The organism is Marivita sp., assembly GCF_051251565.1.
In the GTDB taxonomy this organism is placed as follows: Bacteria; Pseudomonadota; Alphaproteobacteria; order Rhodobacterales; family Rhodobacteraceae; genus Marivita.
In genome coordinates this window covers 1-17,865 of sequence record NZ_JBPOFB010000019.1, presented here as the reverse complement: position 1 = coordinate 17,865, position 17,865 = coordinate 1, and the positions used below count along the sequence as shown (strand labels likewise).

The following is a 17,865-nucleotide window of genomic DNA, read 5'->3' as shown; positions in this document are numbered from 1 at the left end:
TGGTGCTACAGCTCGTCCACCAGCCTTGCGCTGCCGTCCTCAAGCATCGCGGCGATCTTGGGCATCTCGCAGAACCCGCCTTGGACCTTTGCGTCCAGCGTATCTTCGAGTTCCTGAATGGCGGCAAGTTGGGCGATAACTGTGTCGATTTTGGCAAAGGGTACCACGACCACGCCATCCCTGTCGGCGACGATCATGTCACCGGTCTCGATATGCCTGCTGCCGACAACCGCGCCAAAGCCCACCTTTCCGGGGCCGTTGGAATAGGGTGAATTCGGGCTGAGACCTGCGCACCATGCAGGCAGGCCAGCTGCGACAATTCCGGGATAGTCGCGCATCTGGCCGTCGGTGACGAACCCGGCAACGCCTTTGTTCCTCATCATCCCGCAGAAGCGATCACCGGCGGCAGAGCAGTTCTGATGTCCGTGGACTGCGGCGACGATGATGTCACCGGGCCGTGCGACATGCACAGCCCCCATGGTGGCGAGGATCTCGGCCGGGCCGTTGTCGGCGACAAGTGCGGGGCCGTGGGCGTGCAAGGGCAAGCCGCCATCGGTGCAGACAGGCTGGATGGATATGTCCAAGGCGCCTTGCCCTTCCATCGCGTCACACAGAAACCCCGTTGGAATGTTCTTGAACGCGTCGATCTGGGCTTGGCTGGGGCGCGGGATCGTGGTGAGGATTTGCAGCTTTGGGGGTTCTTCGATCATGTCAGACCTCTGGGTTCAGGTGAGAAAATGCAGGGCGTAGAATGTGCCCATGCCTGCGATGATCGCGCCGATCACCGACCCCTTGAGGCCAACGGCAAACGCGGCAATCGCGGCTATGATGCGCACCGGATCCATGTCTCCGCCGGTTGCGTCGGGCCACAGGACCAGCGGCGTGAACAGGGCCGGGAACACGGCAACGCCGACATAGCGGAGGTGCAAAAGTGCCCAGTCGGGCAGTTGCCGTCCCCCCAGAAGGCCCAGAAACGAAAACCGGATCGCAAAGGTACCAAGACCCAGTCCGAGCGTCAGTAGCCAGAATGCGGTGTCGTCGATCATGCGGTGCGCCCCGCGCGGCGTTTGAGGAACAGTTCTGCTTGCGCGCCGACGCCCATGGCAATCAGCGCAGCAACGATGATGCCAAGCGACCACGGCACCCACGCGAATGCGATGGCCATGGCACAAGAGGTGAGCGCCGCAATGATGTGGGGCAGGGACCGCAGCAGCGGGGCTGTCAGGGCAATAAAGCAAATAGGGACGGCGAAATCCAAAGACCAGCTTTCGGGGATTGCCTGGCCCATCACCGCACCGAAGAAGGTGCAGATGTACCAGATTGGACAGATCAGTAACATCGCTCCAAAGTAATAGGCAACCTTGGCATCGGGTGTCATCTCGGGGCGGTCTTCATAGGTTTTGACGGCAACCGCAAAAGCCTGATCGACCATCAGATAGGCCATGAGCGCGCGTGTGCCGAACCTGGCATGGCCGACATGCGGGACCAGAGCAGCGGAATACATCGCCATGCGCAGGTTGACCGCCAGCGCTGTGAGCAGCGCGATAAACACCGGCGCTTGATCCTGTAACAGTGCAAGGGCCGTGAACTGTGACGCGCCTGCAATGACCAGCACCGACATTGACATGGTTTGCAGCACATCCAGACCTGCGTCGCGGGCGACAACACCGAACAGCGTGGAATAAGGCACAACGATCAGGATGAAGGGCGCACAATCAAGGTAGCCGCGCCAAAACGCTTGTCTTGGTGTCATTGCAGGCTTTGCGCCCGCATTTTGACGCGCAGATAGACCAGCCCGGCGGCGGAGGCCTCGCATTGGGCGCGTTGGCGGGCGATCTGGTCTCCGGTTGCGACTGCGCCGAGCTTGGCAAGCTCTTCCATCCGGTCGCATTGCATCAGGTTGGCCAGCAGATCGTATTTCAGCTCAACCGCCGCAATCGCAGCGATCCGGTCGTCAGCGTTTTGGGTTATGTTGTCCATATTGGCGGCGATCCCGATGTTCCACGCTTCGCGGGCCTGCCCGAAGCACAGGACGGCAGACGCGGTCATGGTTTCGGGGGTGGTCAGGCAGCGCTGATGGGCCTGATCAATACAAGCCGAGGGGTTTTGATTGTGGGACAGATGGTCAGTAAGACAGGTATCTGCCGTTGCAAGGTCAACATCGGCTTGCGCAAATGTGCCCAGACACACCGCCAAGACCGCGCCTAATCCGCGCGTGACACGTGATGGCATACGTCGTTCTCCCTCTTGCTGATCTGGGCTGATCTTTTGCCCTTGCATTTGGTATACCATTTCGGAATGCTATGCCAAGCGCCCCGATGCCAGAGGGCGAAAAACATAGCATGGGAGGGCACGATGTCGGACACGCGCGCCAACAAACGGTTCCGCTCGCAAGAGTGGTTTGACAACCCGAACAATCCGGGGATGACAGCACTTTATACAGAGCGCTATCAAAACAGCACGTTCACCCGTGAAGAGCTGCAAGCGGGCCGCCCCGTGATCGGCATTGCGCAGACCGGCTCTGATCTGGTGCCGTGCAACAAGATCCATGTGTTCCTGATGGACCGGATCAAGGCGGGCATCCGCGAGGCCGGTGGCATTCCGATGGAATTCCCGGTGCACCCGGTTCAGGAAACCGGCAAGCGCCCGACAGCGGCGTTGGACCGGAACCTGCAATACCTGAGCCTTGTCGAAGTGCTGCATGGGTATCCGATTGACGGGGTTGTCCTGACCACGGGCTGCGACAAGACCACGCCTGCGATGCTTATGGGGGCCGCCACTGTGGACCTGCCCGCGATTGCGCTGAATGGCGGGCCGATGCTGGATGGTTGGTGGAAGGGTAAACGCGCCGGATCGGGTGCGATTGTCTGGGAGAGCCGCCGTTTGCTTGCCAATGGCGAGATTGACTACGAAGAATTCATGAAGCGGGTTTGTTCCTCTGCCCCGTCGCACGGGCATTGCAATACGATGGGCACCGCCAGCACGATGAACGCGATGGCCGAAGCTTTGGGTATGACCCTGACCGGGAACTCGGCTATTCCCGCGCCGTTCCGCGAACGCATGGCGATGGCCTATGAGACCGGCAAGCGGATTGTCGGGATGGTGTATGAGGATCTCAAACCCTCGGATATTCTGACCCGCGCGGCGTTCGAGAATGCGATTGTCGTGAACGCGGCCATTGGTGGATCGACCAACGCACCACCGCATCTGCAGGCTATCGCACGCCATATCGGCGTTGATCTGCATGTCACCGATTGGGAAAAGGTCGGGTTCGACGTGCCATTGATGGTCAATATGCAGCCTGCGGGCGAATATCTGGGCGAAAGCTTTTTCCGCGCGGGAGGTGTGCCTGCGGTGATGGGCGAGCTGGTCAAAGCGGACCGTCTGCATCTGGATGTGATGACCGCGACCGGGAAGACGATGGCCGAAAACCTGAACGGCTGGGAAAGCGAAGACACGGATGTCATCAAAACCTATGCCGACCCGATGCGCCCCAATGCAGGGTTCAAGGTTCTGTCGGGCAACCTTTTCGATTCTGCGCTGATGAAGACCAGCGTCATTTCGCCGGATTTCCAAAAGCGGTTCTTGTCCGAGCCGGGCAACGAGGGCGTGTTCGAAGCGCGTGCGGTCGTGTTCGAAGGGCCTGAGGATTATCACGACCGCATCAACGATCCGGCGCTTGAGATCGACGATCACACGGTCCTGTTCATTCGTGGAGTCGGCTGTGTGGGCTATCCCGGGTCTGCCGAGGTGGTGAATATGCTGCCCCCCGATGCGATTGTGCGGCAGGGTGTGAACCATTTGCCCACAGTCGGTGACGGGCGGCAGTCGGGGACTTCCGAAAGCCCGTCGATCCTGAACGCGTCTCCTGAGTCGGTTGTTGGTGGCGGTCTGGCCTATCTCAAGACCGGTGACTGCGTGCGGCTTGATCTGAACGCCAGCCGCATGGATGCGCTGGTGCCCGACGACGAATGGCAGGCGCGCAAGGATGCGTGGGTTGCACCTGTGCTCAAGAACCAGACGCCGTGGCAAGAGATTTACCGATCGCTTGTTGGGCAGTTATCTGATGGTGGCTGCCTTGAATTGGCAACTGCGTATCAGAAGATCCGGCATGATCTGCCACGTGACAATCATTAACGATTGGGGGCCAGCCCCCAAACCCCCGAGGTATTTCGGGCCCAAAGAAGCATAGGACAAGGGCATGTCTCAGAACATCATCATCACCGGCGGCGGACGCGGGATTGGCAAAGCGACGGCGGAGGTTTTTCTGCAAGCCGGTTGGAAGGTTGGCCTTGTCGGGCGGACGGGGTCTGCGTTGGAGGAGGTCGCCGCGTCACACGAGAACGCCTTGGCGATGCCATGTGACGTCAGTGATGAGGCGGATGTTGCGCGGGCGTTTGGTGAGGCGGCCAAGTCGTGGGGTCGCGTAGACGCCTTGTTCAACAATGCGGGCGTGTCTTTAGGGGCCGCGACGGTTGATGAGATCGACGTTGCAGATTGGCGCAACCTGATCGACATCAACGTCACCGGCAGTTTCATCTGCGCCAAGGTCGCCTTTGGCCTGATGCGCCGGCAAGACCCCCAAGGTGGGCGGATCATCAACAACGGGTCGGTCTCGGCCTATGTTCCACGCTATGGCTCGGCGGCCTATACGACGTCGAAACATGCAATCACCGGGCTGACGCGGTCGATTTCCCTCGATGGGCGCGCGTTCAACATTGCCTGTGGTCAGATCGACATTGGGAATGCTTTGACAGACATGGCGGCGAAGATGACAAAAGGCGTACCGCAAGCGGATGGGTCCATCGCGGTCGAGCCTGTGATGGATGTGGCCAATGTTGCCAAATCGGTGCTTCATATGGCGTCGCTGCCGCTCGATGCCAACGTGCAATTCATGACGGTGATGGCGTCGGCGATGCCGTATATCGGGCGGGGCTAACCCTCCTTCACCTGCCGTTCCCTTGCCCAGATATACAGACCGGAGGCGATGATGATGGCACCGCCACCCAATGTGTAGATGGTGGGCCAGGTGTTGAAGATCACGATACCCGAGATCGCGGCAAAGACGATTTGCGCGTAGAACATCGGCGACAGCAGTGAGGCATCTGCCCAGCGGTGTGCTGTGGTCGCTGCGATATGGCCGGTCGCCCCAAAACATCCGATGGCACAGAAGACCATCCATGCTTGCATGTCAGATGGCCAGACCCAGCCTTTGATCACAAAGGGCAGCAGGATCGTTGTGGCGACAGCTGCGGACCAGAGTTGCTGGGTCGCGTTGCTTTCCACGCCTGCGAGCATGCGCGTCATGACAAAGTAGAGAGACGCAACGACCACTGACAGGATCGACAAGAGCATGGCGGGGTGCCACTCGGCCCCCCAGGGTTGCGTCACCACCAGCACGCCGGAAAACCCGACGCAGACGGCGACGATGCGGCGTATGCCGACGGTTTCGCCCAGCATTGGGATGGCGAGCAGGGTCACAACGATGGGCATGGTGAACTGAATCGTCGTGGTGACCGTGATTGGCAGATAGCTGAGCGCGAGAAAGTTGAGGATCGTGCTGCCGAGCAGAAAGATCGAGCGCAGGAATTGCTTGCCGGGGCTTTGGGATTTCAGCGCACCCAGCCCTTCGCGTGGCAAGTACAGAACCAGCGCCACGATGAGATGTCCGGCATAGCGGGCAAAGACCACCTGCAAGGCGGGCAGCCCTGCGATAAGCAGCCATTTGGCAGAAGTGTCGATACAGGTAAACAGGGCCACGGCCAGCACCATGATGCCGATGCCAGCCGGGGTCTTGTCCTCACGCGGAAGGATACCTACCAAGTGCGCCTCATATCGTCATGCCACCATCAATGCTGATGATTTGCCCAGTCATATAGCGGGTTTCGTCGCTGGACAGGTAGACGACCAGATCGGCGATTTCGGGGGCGGTGCCGATGCGGCCCATGGGTTGGCGCGCGACAAAGGCTTTCATCGCGGCGTCATAATCGCCGGTCGCCCGAAGACGTTCATGCAGCGACGGGCTGTCTACGGTGCCGGGGGCGATGGCGTTGCAGGTGATGCCCTGGGTGACAAAGTCTGCCGCGACGGATTTCGTCAGGCCAATCACTGCCGCTTTGGACGTGCCGTAGATACAGCGGTTGGGCAGGCCCTGAATGCTAGAGGCGACAGAGGCGATGTTCACGATAGACCCGCGCCCCTTGTCGATCATTCCGGGCAACGCCGCCTGTATGGCATGCATCTGGGATCGCAGGTTGAGGTGCATCGCAAAGGCAAATTCGTCGTCCGTGACGTCCAGAACGCTGCCGCCATGCACATGGCCCGCGCAATTGACCAGAATGTCCGGGGCCGCCGCTGTGACCGCGCTTTGCAGCGCAGCTTTGTCGAGCACATCAAGGGCGAATGCCTCGGCAGCGGTGATCCCGGTCAGCAGATTCGCGTGCAGATCTGTGGCGACCACATGCGCGCCTGCGGCTGTGAGCGCTTCGACCGTCGCGCGGCCAATCCCCTGACCTGCGGCGGTGACGAAGGCGCGTTTACCAGAGAGTCGTCCTGTCATGATGTCCTCAAATTCTTGCTCATCCAATCGACCATTTCTGAAACCATCTTGTCTCCGTCGCCGTCTTTGGTCGCTGTTTTGAGGGCGTCGTCGGCACAACCGGACATGCGGCTTTCAAGGCCAAGATCCTGCGTCATCTGGCGATAATATCCGACATCCTTGGACGCGTTCGCAATCGAAAATGCCAGATTGAGGTCGCCATCGACCGCATAGTTGCGGATGAATTCCATCATGCCAGAGCGTAGCGGCCCGGCGGCCATCACTTCGAACAGGGCTTGCCGATCAATTCCTGCGGCGTCGGCGGTGGCAAAGGCCTCGGACATGGCACAGGCGGTGGTCATGCCGAAATAGTTGTTGATGAGCTTGATCGTGTGGCCGCTGCCCAGTTTGCCAAGGTGAAAGACGTTTTCGCCCAGCACATCCAGCACCGGCTTGACCTGATCAAACGCTGCCTTGTCACCCGAACACATCAGGTTGAGCAACCCGTCCACCGCATGCGCCGGCGTGCGGCCCAACGGGGCGTCAAGATAGGATGCGCCCTTGGCCTCCATCTCGGCGCCGATCTTGAGGGTCGAGGCGGGTAGGGAGGTGCCAAAGTCGATCACGACCTGACCCGCGCTGACACCGGCAAGGATGCCGTTGTCGCCATAGACATTGGCCTCGACATGGTCAGAAGTGCCGACACAGAGCATGACGATATCGGTCATCTTGGTCAGGTCGCGGGCAGAGGTGGCCTCGGTCGCGCCACGGGCCAAGGCTGCTTCGATCCCTGTGCGGTCGCGGTTGCCAAGGACAACCACATCGTACTCTGCCTTTTGCAGGCATTCGACCATGGCGCGGCCCATCAGGCCCAGTCCGATAAATCCGATTTTCATAAGTTTTCCTTCGTTGTTGTCTCAGACCCCGGTGAACTGTCCGGGCACTTGGCCCTGACGCACCGGACGACCGTCACGCCCAGACAGGGCGGCGGCCAGCGTGATTTCAAGCGCTCGTGCGCCTTGGGTTCCGGTACACAGAACATCGTCCTGCCCACCTTGTGCAACCCGCGCAAAGCGGATCAGTTGTTCGTGGATCGGGTCGACCCGCGCGAAGGTCGGTGTGTCGTGGCGCAAAAGTGGTTTTGACCATTCGATTTCCGCCTCATCCGACCGGCCCCAGCGGGTCAGCGACGGAAAGGCCAATGCGCCGTCCGTGCCGGTGAAGCGCAGGTAATCTTCGCCCGACCCCGCGATGGCCGGGTTTTCATAGCTGCCGGATTCGAACGACCACGGCGATGCGCCTGCATCGGACATGAGCATCGACCCCAGCGCGCCATTGGCAAATCGAAACGCCAGAGCGGCAGTGTCTTCAATCGGCAGGTTGCGCCGGGCCGAAGACAAGAGCGTTGTGACCTCGATGATCTCGCCCACAAGGAAATGCAGCAGATCAACCTCGTGGCTGAGGTTGGTCATCAGCGGCCCTGCACCCGGTTGCCTGCGCCAAGGAACATCATAGTAGCTGGTGTGTTTGCGCAGCGACCAAAGCCCCTGAACGCCGACAAGATCGCCCAATTTCGCAAGTTCCTCGCGCGCGGCGATGGTGAACGGGTGACAGCGGCGGTGATGGCCGGTGAAAAACGCGAGTCCCTTGGTATCGGCCTGACGCACCAGATCATTTGCGGCCTCCAACGTGTGCGCGGTTGGCTTTTCGACCAGCACGGCCCAGCCTTTGTCAAAGCAACGCAAGGTGCTTTGTGCGTGGTCCGGGGTGGGCGTTGCGATGATCGCGGCACGGGTGCTGTTGGGCGCGTCGTCGATATTGGCAACCATCGGCAAGCCCTGTTGCGCCAGGGTGCTGCGCAGGGCTTCGTTGGGTTCCACCACAGCAACCAGATCGACCGCCGCGCATGTCTGCGCGACGCCGATATGGCGCTGACCGATAGAGCCTGCACCGATGATGGTTAGCGGTAGGGGTCGGGTCACATCGTGGCGCCGATCTGCCACGGGACGAATTCGTAGTCGCCCAAGCCCTGAACTTCGGATTTGGACTGTTCGCCCGACGCCATGCGCAACCACATCTCGTAGATCTCGCGGCCCACTTCTTCGACGGATTTGCCGTCTGACAGGATAGTGCCTGCGTTGATGTCCATGTCATCTGACAGGCGGGCGTACATTTCGGTATTAGTGGCGACCTTCATCGATGGACTTGGTTTCGCGCCAAAGGCCGATCCGCGCCCTGTGGTGAAACAGACAAGGTTGCAGCCTGACGCGATTTGGCCCGTAACAGAGACTGGATCGTAGCCGGGGCTGTCCATGAAGGTGAAGCCTTTGGCGGTGACCGGTTCGGCGTATTTGTAGACGCCGGTTAGCGGTGTTGTGCCGCCCTTGGCCGCCGCGCCAAGCGATTTCTCAAGGATCGTCGTCAGTCCGCCCTGTTTGTTGCCGGGCGACGGGTTGTTGTCCATGCTGCCCTTGTTGCGGGCGGTGTAATCCTCCCACCAGTCGATCAGGGCCAACAGTTTGTCGCCTGTCGCGCGGTCAATCGCGCGGGCGGTGAGCAGGTGTTCCGCGCCGTAGATTTCGGGCGTTTCGGCCAGCACACCTGTGCCGCCTTGCGCGACGAGCAGATCGCAGGCGTAGCCGACAGCCGGGTTCGCGGTCACACCGGACCACGCGTCTGATCCGCCACATTGCAGGGCAACCATGAGTTCAGAGGCAGGCACCTCTTCACGTGTTGAGGCGTTGACCACAGGCAGCATGTCTTCGATTTTCTTGATGCCAAGCGCGATGCATTTTTGCAGACCCCCGACATCCTGAATGTTCATCCGCTGGAACAGCGGACCGGGGACAAGGCCATATGCCTCAACGAGCCAGTCGATCTGGTTCATCTCGCAGCCTAGACCGGCCATCAGAACGCCGCCGATATTGGGATTCTTGGCATAGCCCCACATCACCCGTTGCAACGCCTCGAAGCCGTCACCCGACCCGGCCATACCGCAGCCCGTGCCGTGCACAAAGGCGACCACGCCATCAACATTAGGATAGTCGGCAAGCATGTCTGGCGTGAAATGCGCGGCAATCATCCGTGCGGCGGTGGCGGAGCAATTCACCGATGTCAGAACGGCGATATAGTTGCGGGTGCCGACGCGGCCCGTGGCGCGTTTGTAACCCATGAACGTGTCTTGGCTGGTCGCCTTTGGGGCAGGGTGCAAGTTGGTGGAAAACTCGTATTCAGTGTCGACGCCGCGAAATTCGAGGTTGTGCGTGTGGACATGCGCGCCCTTGGCGATGTCTTCGGCGGCGTAGCCGATGATCTGCGCGTATTTGCGCACAGGCGCGCCTTTGGCGATGTCGGTGGTCGCCATTTTGTGGCCACGCGGGATCAGTTGGGTGGCGCCCTCGATTCCAACTTCAAGCGGTTTGATAGCAGTGACGACGTTGTCTTGGTCTGACAGGCGAACGGTGGTCATGTCTGTGTGGTCCTATTTGGGGCTCTGCCCCCGCGCGTGCCGCGCTCCTCCGGGATATTTATACACCAGAGAAGCAAAGGGTCAGGCGCAGGCGGGGCTGTCGGAAGTCCATCTGTGGAGAGGGATATGGGGGTTCGGAGCAAGACGGGCGCGGGTGTTGTGCCAGCTTTTGCTCCAGATTTTCCAATCGCGCAGTTCGGTTTCGGGGGCTGTGCGCGACCGGGCGATGAAATCAGGGAAATGGGCGCGGCCTGTCGGTTGGCCGGTGACATTGTAGCGAATGTCGAACGACCAGCGGAACCCGTCAGACGTGTTGTCGAGCGCACCATGCGGGGTAAGCGGATGGAAGATCACCGCACCACCCGCTTTGACGGGCAAGGGTTGCGCCCTGGACTCGTCGATGAAGCCGTCAGCGATGGAGGTCTGGCGTTTGGGGCAATGGGGATACATCTGCGGCTTGCCGGGGATCACCTGAAGACAGCCATTGTCCAGTGTTGCGTCGGTGATGGCGAGCCACACAGTGACGATCTTGGTCTGGTCGCCGTCTTCATGGGCAACGGCGCGGTCCTGATGCCAGTCGGTTGCCATGATATGCGCTGTGGTTTCGGTGTTGCGCAGGGTGCGCGCGGGTGGCTTCAGGCGGACATGTTGGATCGGGTTTGACGTGATCTCGGGCCCAATCAGGTCTTCGACCAAATCGAGAAGGCGCGGACAGGTGAGCATGTCAAACACCGCTGACCCGGTGTGAAACGGCGTGTTTGCCGCGATCTCAGATCCGGGTAGGGATATGTCCAGGGGTTGAAACCAGTCGCATCCCGCCTCGTAGGCGGTCAGCAGTTTTTGAAAGAAATCCATGTCTCCGGGCGCTGGCACACGGCCCTGTGCGTGCCACGTGTCGTAAATTTGATCCAGCAGGTCGGTGTATTCCGCTTGGACAGCGGCGAGCGTTTCGGCAGGCAATACGTTGTCGACCACCAGAACGCCGTCACGCTCAAAAGCTGCGATCTGGTGGGCAGAGAGGAACAATGTCATGCGCGGACCCTTTCCAGTTTGTCCCAGTCAAAGGCAACACCATGCCCCGGTACATCGCGGGCAATGGCATGGCCGTCTTCGATCTTGAGAGGCGTTTCAACGTAATTCTCAAGCCCGAAACCGTGTGCTTCGAGGTAGGAACGGTTCGGGCAAGCGGCGAGCAGATGCACCGTGATATCATGCGCGCCATGGCTGGTGACGGGCAGGTGGAACGCCTCGGCCAGTCGCGCGATTTTCATAAAGGGCGTGACACCGCCGCAATTGGTGACGTCTGGTTCGGGGAAGGACACGCCGCCTTCGATGGCAGTTCGGAATTCCCACAGGGATCGCAGGTTTTCGCCCGATGCAATGGGAATGCCACCTTCGGTCAGGATACGTTTGTGGCCTGCCGGGTCTTCTGGCGGGATCGGTTCTTCGAACCAGACCAGATCAAAATCGCGGAACGCGCGGGCGGCGCGGATGGCCGCATCCACGGTATATTTCATGTTGGCATCCACCATCAGCGGCAGGTCAGGGCCGAACGCATCGCGCATCGCGGCAATCTTGGCCACGTCTTCGCGCAGCACATCACGACCCACCTTCATCTTGATGGCGCGGTGGCCGTTTGCGATATTGTCGTGGGTTTGTGCAACCAGCTCAGATGGGGTCAGGTCAATGTCGATCCCTCCCGCGTAACAGGGCACTTTCGCATCATAGCCGCCAAGCAGTTGGTAAAGCGGCAATCCCGCTTTCACCGCTTTCAAATCCCACAGCGCCATGTCCAGCGCCGACAGGGCCAGCACGGTAGGCCCGCCGCGACCGCCATAGTGGAAGGCCCACCACAGGTCTTTCCAGATCGCTTCGATCATCGCGGGATCACGGCCAAGCACGCGTGGCGTCATTTCCCGACCAAGGATGTCGGCAATCGCGCCGCCATTCACACCGCAGGTGAAGGTATAGCCGACACCCGTTGCGCCGTCGCTGTCCGTGACACGAGCGGTGACCACTTCGAAGCCAGTCATGGTGCCGTGCATGGAATCCTCCAACGCGCGGGGCAGGGGGATCATGTAATGGTCGGTTTGAATACGGTCGATATGTGTCATGGGATTGTCCGAAAAAGGGGCACCCCGCAGGATGCCCCCAGTTGGTTTACAAGAACACCGTCACAATGGGCGGGTAGGCCAAAAGCACGGCCAGCGCCAAAAGCTGCAGGCAGATGAAGGGCAGGAAGCCTTTGAAGATGTCCGTCAGCGAGATATGCGCAGGCGCCACTGACTTGAGGTAGAACGCCGCCGGGCCAAAGGGTGGCGACAAGAAGCTGACCTGCATGTTCATACAGAACACCACACCGAACCAGATCGGGATCAGGCGCGGGTCAATTGTCCCAAGCCAGCCGATTTCTTCCGCAGGCAGGCGCACCACGATGGGCAGGAACACTGGCATGATCAGAAGAACGATGCCGATCCAGTCCATGAACATGCCCATGATCAGAAAGATGAGCATCATCATCAGGATCACACCCATTGTGGGCAGGTCGTAGCCCACGATCAGGTTCGCCACAAAGGTCGGGCCGCCCGCAAGCGTATAGGCCGCAGCAAGCGCTGACGCCCCGATGGTCACCCAGATGATCGTCCCTGTGGACCGCAAGGTCCGCACAAGCGCATCCCAGACGATCTCAAAGTTCATCTCGCGGCGCAGGAGGCCGATCACGAAGACCGCGACCACACCCATGCCCGCCGCTTCGGTGATACCGGTGATACCGCCATAGATCGACCCCATGACAACACCGATCACAACGATGGGCGCGACAAGACCCTTGCCCATCTCCCAGCCCTTGTCGGTGCGTGCCTTGCCCACGACCACATAGGCGATCAGCGCGAAGATGCCGAAGGCTGCGGCCAGATAGGGCAGGTCAGCCACCATCCCCAAGGGGATCGGATCGGTGTTTTCGACGATGCGGTTGTCGCCAGTTACTGTAAAGAACAGTGCGCGGCCCGTCAGGACACCGGCAATCCACATGCCGGTCTTGGCAAGGAAGCCAAGGAACATCATGCGCTTTTCATTGCCTTCGGGTTCACCGGGAACCGGCTCTGGCAAAGGGGCCAACGACGGGTTCAGGTTCGTGCGTACAATGATGTAGGTGATAAAGAACATGGCCAACATGAAACCGGGCAGGAATGACGCGGTGAACAGCGCCTTGATCGAGGTTTCCGTGACCAGACCGTAGAAGATCAGAACGATCGATGGCGGGATCATGGTGCCCAAAGAGCCGGACGCACAGATCGTGCCGATGGCAAGGTTCTGGTTGTAGCCAAGCCGCAACATCTGGGGCAGGGCGATCAGGCCAAGCAGAACAACCTCGCCGCCGATGATGCCCGACATGGCAGCCATGATAACGGCCATGATCGAGGTCACGATGGCAATGCCGCCGCGGGTGCGGGACAGCCAGACGTTGAGAGACGAATACATGTCCTTTGCGATGCCAGACCGCTCCAGTAGAGCGGCCATAAATATGAAGAGTGGCACCGATATGAGAACATAGTTCGTCATCTGTCGGTAAACCGCCTGACCCAGAACCGAGAACGGTCCCTGGCCAAAATTGCCCCATAGGATGCTGGCATCAAATTTCAGGACCAGTGTCACGACTGCCAAAAAGGCAGAGGCAAAACCAAGAGGCATCCCAATCGCCAGCAATGCGAACATTGCCAGCAGAATGATCATGCTGAGTGTGCCGATATCGACCATCGATTATACCTCGCCCAGAGTTTTCTTGATCTTTTCGATCTCGGTTGCGTCGATGTCATCGGCGGGCGAATGCTCACCGGGCTCCTTGTTCCAGTCGGCAATCAGGTTCGACACGGCCTGAATGGTCACGGCAAGGATGATGATGAGAATGGCCGGCTTGAGTGTGCCGGGCAGGGGGGGATCCCAGGCTGTCCCGAATGTCTCCATCCGCAGCATCCGGCGCATGGCGTCATTGTAGCCACCCCAGATCAGCGCAAAGGTGAAGACACAAATCAGGGACGTCGAAATCACGTCAGACGTCTTCTGAAGCCAGCGCGGGAACATATCGTAAATGATATAAATGCGGATATGGCAGCGTTGCTGCATCGCGTATTGTCCTGCGAACAGGAACACGAAGCTTGCGATCCACAAGGACAGTTCGTTCGCCCAAAGCGTCGGTTTGCTGAACACGTAGCGCGACACAACTTCGTAAAACATCACAAGCACGATGAATGTGGTTGCGATCATGGCAAGGCGCGACGCGACAAGCGATATGACGTCGAAAACCCCGTCAGGCTTGCTTTCGATCGAAACGGCCCAGTCGGATAGGTAGATAGAGCCGATAAGCAGTGTGATGGACAAAGACACCAGCATGAGCTGAACCATTGGTGATCCCGCCGGGCGGATCATTTCATGCATGCCGATGGCGTCATCACCAAACAGTAGTCGGTTCACCACAAGCCAGCCAAATAGTGCTGACGTAAAGATGATGCTGGCAATCATGGCCGAGCGTATCGGCTTGCGATACGATCCCAGCCACAGGCTTTCCTGTGTCATGGCACGCGTTCCCCTCGCGGTATGTCGTGGGTGGTCAGATGCGGCGGGCCCAAGCGGACCCGCCAAGACCCCAAAATGTCAGGGCCATTTGGGCAAGCAAGGATGGTTTAGTTTATCAAACCAAGCTGCTTGAGATACGCTTTGTGGCTTTCGACCAACGCGCGTGTCTCTGCATTCTTGTCAGCCCAGCCTTCCCAAGCCGCCTGTGCACCTTTACGGAACGTGGCACGATCTTCGGCTGACCAGTCATACAAGGTCACACCCTGTTCCTGCAGCGCCGCTGCGGCTTCGGAGTTTGCCTTTTCGTTGAAAAGCGCGATCTGGAAGCTGAGCTTTTGCCACGCAGTGTCGATGATACGACGCTGCTGTTCAGTCAGACCGTTCCAGACGTCAAGGTTACACGCAAGGTGGTCCGACGGCATGGAGTGGAAGCCGGGATATGTCGCATGCTTCACGATGTCATAGATGCCGAGACCCACGTTGTTGGCCAGGCCCGATGCGTCGGCACCGTCAATGATTCCGGTCTCAAGTGCGGTAAAGATTTCGGTAAAGTCCATCACGATGGGGGATGCACCAAGCCCCTGAAAAATCTCAGTCTCAAGACCGGGCGGCGACCGGAATTTCCAGCCTTCAAGGTCTGCGAAGCCAGCAATTGGCTTGGAAGAGGACAGCGATTCCTGACCGTAGATCGACCAGCCGATCAGCTGCATGTTCTGTTCGTTGTAAAGCTCTTGTGCGGCTGCGTAGCCGTCACCGTAGTAAAGCCAGCTATACTGCTGCCAAGGCGTGTCATAACCACCCATGATGTCGCCGACGAACTGGAACGCCGGGTTCTTGCCAGTCTGGTAGGCGCCGCCTGTGGCGTCGCAATCCAGAATGCCGTTGATCGCGGCGTCAAAGGTCTCCACCGTCGCAACGACGGATGCGGAATAGAACATCTCGATGGTAATATCGCCGCCAGACATGGTCTGAACGTCATCAATCCACTGGGCCAGGAACTTGCCCGTGGGGTGCTCTGTTGCGTAATGCGTCTGGATACGCAACGTCACCGGATCGGCGCTTACTGTTGTCGCCAGCAGCGCAGCTGCCGTTGATCCCATAAGAATGGACTTAAAATTCATAGTATTTCCTCCCAATGCGGCTCGAATGTCCGCCTGATTTTCTTTGGTTGGCCGCAGACAACCGGATAGATGGTATACCATCCTGTACCAACGCTAACGAATGCAATGTCGACACGCAATAATTTTTGGTATACCAAATTTGTTAATTCGCTCTGGGCCTGATTTTGACTGATTCAAACGACACATCTCCCCTGCCTTTCGCGCCCGCGAGCCTGCCCGAGCAGATCGCAGCACAACTGCGCCGCGATATACTGGCCGGAAAACACGCCCCTGGCGCGACCATCAAGGAACGCGACAATGCCGCCGATATGGGGGTCAGCCGGACACCCATGCGCGAAGCGATTCGTATCCTTGCCCAGGAAGGTCTTGTTGTCCTGCGCCCGGCGCGCAGCCCGATTGTCGCGCAACCCACGTTCAAACAGGTCTCTGACAATATAGAAGTCCTGACCGCGCTGGAGCTTTTGTCAGCCGATCTGGCCTGCCAAACCGGAACGGATGACCAGATCAAGGCGATCGTCGATGCCCAGTACCAGTTCGCTGCCGAATACGATTCGCGCGAACCCGTCGATGTGTTTGAGCTCGACATGCAGGTGCATCTTGCCATTGCACAAGCCTCGAACAATGACGTGCTGATCGAAACCCACCGCAGCATGCTCGCCCGTTTGTGGCGGGCGCGGTATCTTTCCGCCCGGCGTCAGGACAGCCGCGCCCGCGTCATGCGCCAACACACTCTGATCATTGACGGGCTCGTGAAACGCGATGCCGATCTGGTGCGGCTCAGCCTTTCGGACCACCTTGAACATCTGCTGGTAAATGTCCGCGACTACTTCGAAAGCGACGACTCAGATCAGGCCGCCGCTTCGTGAACTCTCAACCTTTCAAGACCAAACAGGAAACCAACTATGAAACTCTTGCGCTTTGGCCCCAAGGGCCAGGAAAAACCCGGCCTTCTTGATAATGACGGCGCTGTCCGGGATCTGTCTGCGCATGTGACGGATTTCGCCGGCACGTCAGTGTCGCTTGAGGCCTTGGAGGCGTTGCGCGCAATTGACGTGGCCAGTTTGCCGGTCGTGGCAGATCCGGGCCGCATCGGGTCGTGCCTGGCGTCGGTGCCAAATTTCTTTTGCGTCGGCCTGAACTACACCAAACACGCCGAAGAAACCGGCGCGACACCACCGACCGAACCAATCCTGTTTTCCAAGGCAACGTCATCGCTTTCGGGTCCGTTTGATCCGGTGATCCTCCCACGCGGATCGGTCAAAGGCGATTGGGAGGTTGAACTGGGCGTCGTGATCGGCCGCACCGCTTTGTATGTGTCCGAGGACGACGCGTTGGACTATGTCGCGGGCTATTGCACCATCAACGACGTGTCGGAACGCGAATTCCAGATCGAAAAGGGCGGTCAGTGGATCAAGGGCAAATCCGCCCCAACCTTTGGCCCGACCGGCCCCTATCTGGTTACGGCTGATGAAGTGCCAAACCCGCAAGCCTTGCGCGTGCAACTGTCGTTGAACGGCGAAACTGTGCAGGATTCCAATACTGACGACATGATCTTTTCGGTGCGCGAAATCGTGTCGTACATGAGCCAGTTCATGGAACTGCAACCGGGCGACATCATCGCTACCGGCACACCTTCGGGCGTCGGCATGGGCATGAAACCACAGCGGTTCCTCAAACCCGGTGACGTGATGGAGATTGAGGTCGAAGGGCTTGGCCGTCAGCGACAGGTCACCGAGGCGGCGGAGTAAAGCGCGGCAGATCCAAGTTTCGGCGCAGCCTATTCACACGTCATGGTTAGCCTGCGCCGTTACGAACATATCGCAAATGCCCGTCTGTCACTGGCACCAAGACAATAGCAGTCTCGTGTTACGGATCCTGCTCAGTCGGATGCGTAAAGCCCATCACAAGACCGACTGAACGACACCCGCTTTTGTCAATGGATCAACGACCCTCCATTCACGTCTACCTCTGACCCCGTCACATAGGCCGACAGGTCCGACGCGAGGAAAAGTGCGCATCCCGCTACGTCGCGGGCGGTGCCCGCGCGACCCATCGGGATACCGTCCAGCACGGACTGGCGCATCTCCGGGGTCAGTTTGCCCGCGGTGATATCTGTGTCGATGAACCCCGGACAGATCGCGTTGGCGCGGATACCATCGGGGGCC

The 17,865-nt window shown here is 59.3% G+C and carries 19 protein-coding genes; 4 read left to right on the top strand and 15 right to left on the bottom strand.

The genetic code is table 11. The features are described 5' to 3' along the window. Positions 1-5 precede the first annotated feature (5 nt). The 4 genes from ACSHXH_RS16695 to ACSHXH_RS16680 are packed head-to-tail and all read right to left on the bottom strand — an operon-like array spanning position 6 to position 2,232. A complete protein-coding gene (locus ACSHXH_RS16695) occupies positions 6-710 on the bottom strand; it encodes an RraA family protein (RefSeq protein WP_435672933.1) in 705 nt (234 codons plus the stop codon). Positions 711-725: 15 nt separating this feature from the next. Further along, positions 726-1,046, bottom strand: coding sequence for an AzlD domain-containing protein (locus tag ACSHXH_RS16690; RefSeq protein WP_435672932.1), 321 nt, complete (start codon positions 1,044-1,046; stop codon positions 726-728). Further along, entirely contained in the window at positions 1,043-1,753 is a 711-nt protein-coding gene (locus ACSHXH_RS16685) for an AzlC family ABC transporter permease (RefSeq protein WP_435672931.1), read from the bottom strand. Before ACSHXH_RS16685 ends, ACSHXH_RS16690 begins: the two co-directional genes overlap by 4 nt. After that, entirely contained in the window at positions 1,750-2,232 is a 483-nt protein-coding gene (locus ACSHXH_RS16680) for a hypothetical protein (protein ID WP_435672930.1), read from the bottom strand. Before ACSHXH_RS16680 ends, ACSHXH_RS16685 begins: the two co-directional genes overlap by 4 nt. Positions 2,233-2,355: 123 nt before the next feature. Here ACSHXH_RS16680 and ACSHXH_RS16675 point away from each other — a divergent pair, with 123 nt between their 5' ends. Together ACSHXH_RS16675 and ACSHXH_RS16670 are read left to right on the top strand one after the other, a co-directional pair. Beyond that, a complete protein-coding gene (locus ACSHXH_RS16675; RefSeq protein WP_435672929.1) occupies positions 2,356-4,137 on the top strand; it encodes an IlvD/Edd family dehydratase in 1,782 nt (593 codons plus the stop codon). Positions 4,138-4,201: 64 nt separating this feature from the next. After that, complete coding sequence (locus ACSHXH_RS16670; protein WP_435672928.1) at positions 4,202-4,939, top strand: SDR family oxidoreductase; 738 nt, start codon at positions 4,202-4,204, stop codon at positions 4,937-4,939. Here the strand turns inward: ACSHXH_RS16670 and ACSHXH_RS16665 are convergent. The 10 genes from ACSHXH_RS16665 to ACSHXH_RS16620 all read right to left on the bottom strand — a co-directional run bounded on the left by ACSHXH_RS16665 (position 4,936) and on the right by ACSHXH_RS16620 (position 15,700). Beyond that, a complete protein-coding gene (locus tag ACSHXH_RS16665; RefSeq protein WP_435672927.1) occupies positions 4,936-5,823 on the bottom strand; it encodes a DMT family transporter in 888 nt (295 codons plus the stop codon). The genes ACSHXH_RS16670 and ACSHXH_RS16665 overlap by 4 nt on opposite strands. A 7-nt stretch (positions 5,824-5,830) precedes the next feature. Next, positions 5,831-6,559: an SDR family oxidoreductase gene (locus tag ACSHXH_RS16660; protein ID WP_435672926.1), complete on the bottom strand. Its 729-nt coding sequence runs from the start codon at positions 6,557-6,559 to the stop codon at positions 5,831-5,833. After that, positions 6,556-7,434, bottom strand: coding sequence for an NAD(P)-dependent oxidoreductase (locus ACSHXH_RS16655; protein ID WP_435672925.1), 879 nt, complete (start codon positions 7,432-7,434; stop codon positions 6,556-6,558). The genes ACSHXH_RS16660 and ACSHXH_RS16655 overlap by 4 nt, the downstream gene beginning before the upstream one ends. 21 nt (positions 7,435-7,455) lie before the next feature. Beyond that, positions 7,456-8,520: a Gfo/Idh/MocA family protein gene (locus tag ACSHXH_RS16650; RefSeq protein ID WP_435672924.1), complete on the bottom strand. Its 1,065-nt coding sequence runs from the start codon at positions 8,518-8,520 to the stop codon at positions 7,456-7,458. Next, the gene (locus ACSHXH_RS16645) at positions 8,517-10,007 is read right to left on the bottom strand and encodes a UxaA family hydrolase (protein ID WP_435672923.1); all 1,491 of its coding nucleotides are present in this window, start codon (positions 10,005-10,007) and stop codon (positions 8,517-8,519) included. Before ACSHXH_RS16645 ends, ACSHXH_RS16650 begins: the two co-directional genes overlap by 4 nt. An 81-nt stretch (positions 10,008-10,088) precedes the next feature. Then, the gene (locus ACSHXH_RS16640) at positions 10,089-11,039 is read right to left on the bottom strand and encodes a phytanoyl-CoA dioxygenase family protein (protein WP_435672922.1); all 951 of its coding nucleotides are present in this window, start codon (positions 11,037-11,039) and stop codon (positions 10,089-10,091) included. Then, positions 11,036-12,121 (bottom strand): mandelate racemase/muconate lactonizing enzyme family protein, encoded by a 1,086-nt coding sequence (locus ACSHXH_RS16635; RefSeq protein ID WP_435672921.1) that lies wholly within the window; start codon positions 12,119-12,121, stop codon positions 11,036-11,038. Before ACSHXH_RS16635 ends, ACSHXH_RS16640 begins: the two co-directional genes overlap by 4 nt. A gap of 46 nt (positions 12,122-12,167) precedes the next feature. Continuing rightward, on the bottom strand, positions 12,168-13,763 hold the full coding sequence (locus ACSHXH_RS16630; RefSeq protein ID WP_435672920.1) for a TRAP transporter large permease: 1,596 nt from the start codon (positions 13,761-13,763) through the stop codon (positions 12,168-12,170). 3 nt (positions 13,764-13,766) lie between these two features. Further along, the gene (locus tag ACSHXH_RS16625) at positions 13,767-14,579 is read right to left on the bottom strand and encodes a TRAP transporter small permease subunit (RefSeq protein WP_435672919.1); all 813 of its coding nucleotides are present in this window, start codon (positions 14,577-14,579) and stop codon (positions 13,767-13,769) included. Between the two features lie 107 nt (positions 14,580-14,686). Continuing rightward, complete coding sequence (locus ACSHXH_RS16620; protein ID WP_435672918.1) at positions 14,687-15,700, bottom strand: TRAP transporter substrate-binding protein; 1,014 nt, start codon at positions 15,698-15,700, stop codon at positions 14,687-14,689. Between the two features lie 164 nt (positions 15,701-15,864). Between ACSHXH_RS16620 and ACSHXH_RS16615 the strand changes: the two genes are divergently transcribed. After that, a complete protein-coding gene (locus tag ACSHXH_RS16615) occupies positions 15,865-16,566 on the top strand; it encodes a GntR family transcriptional regulator (RefSeq protein WP_435672917.1) in 702 nt (233 codons plus the stop codon). 36 nt (positions 16,567-16,602) lie between these two features. After that, complete coding sequence (locus ACSHXH_RS16610; protein WP_435672916.1) at positions 16,603-17,448, top strand: fumarylacetoacetate hydrolase family protein; 846 nt, start codon at positions 16,603-16,605, stop codon at positions 17,446-17,448. 185 nt (positions 17,449-17,633) lie between these two features. On the opposite strand, the gene ACSHXH_RS16605 is transcribed toward ACSHXH_RS16610, so the two are convergent. Further along, a partial coding sequence (locus ACSHXH_RS16605; RefSeq protein ID WP_435672915.1) for an SDR family oxidoreductase occupies positions 17,634-17,865 on the bottom strand: 232 nt, incomplete at its 5' end.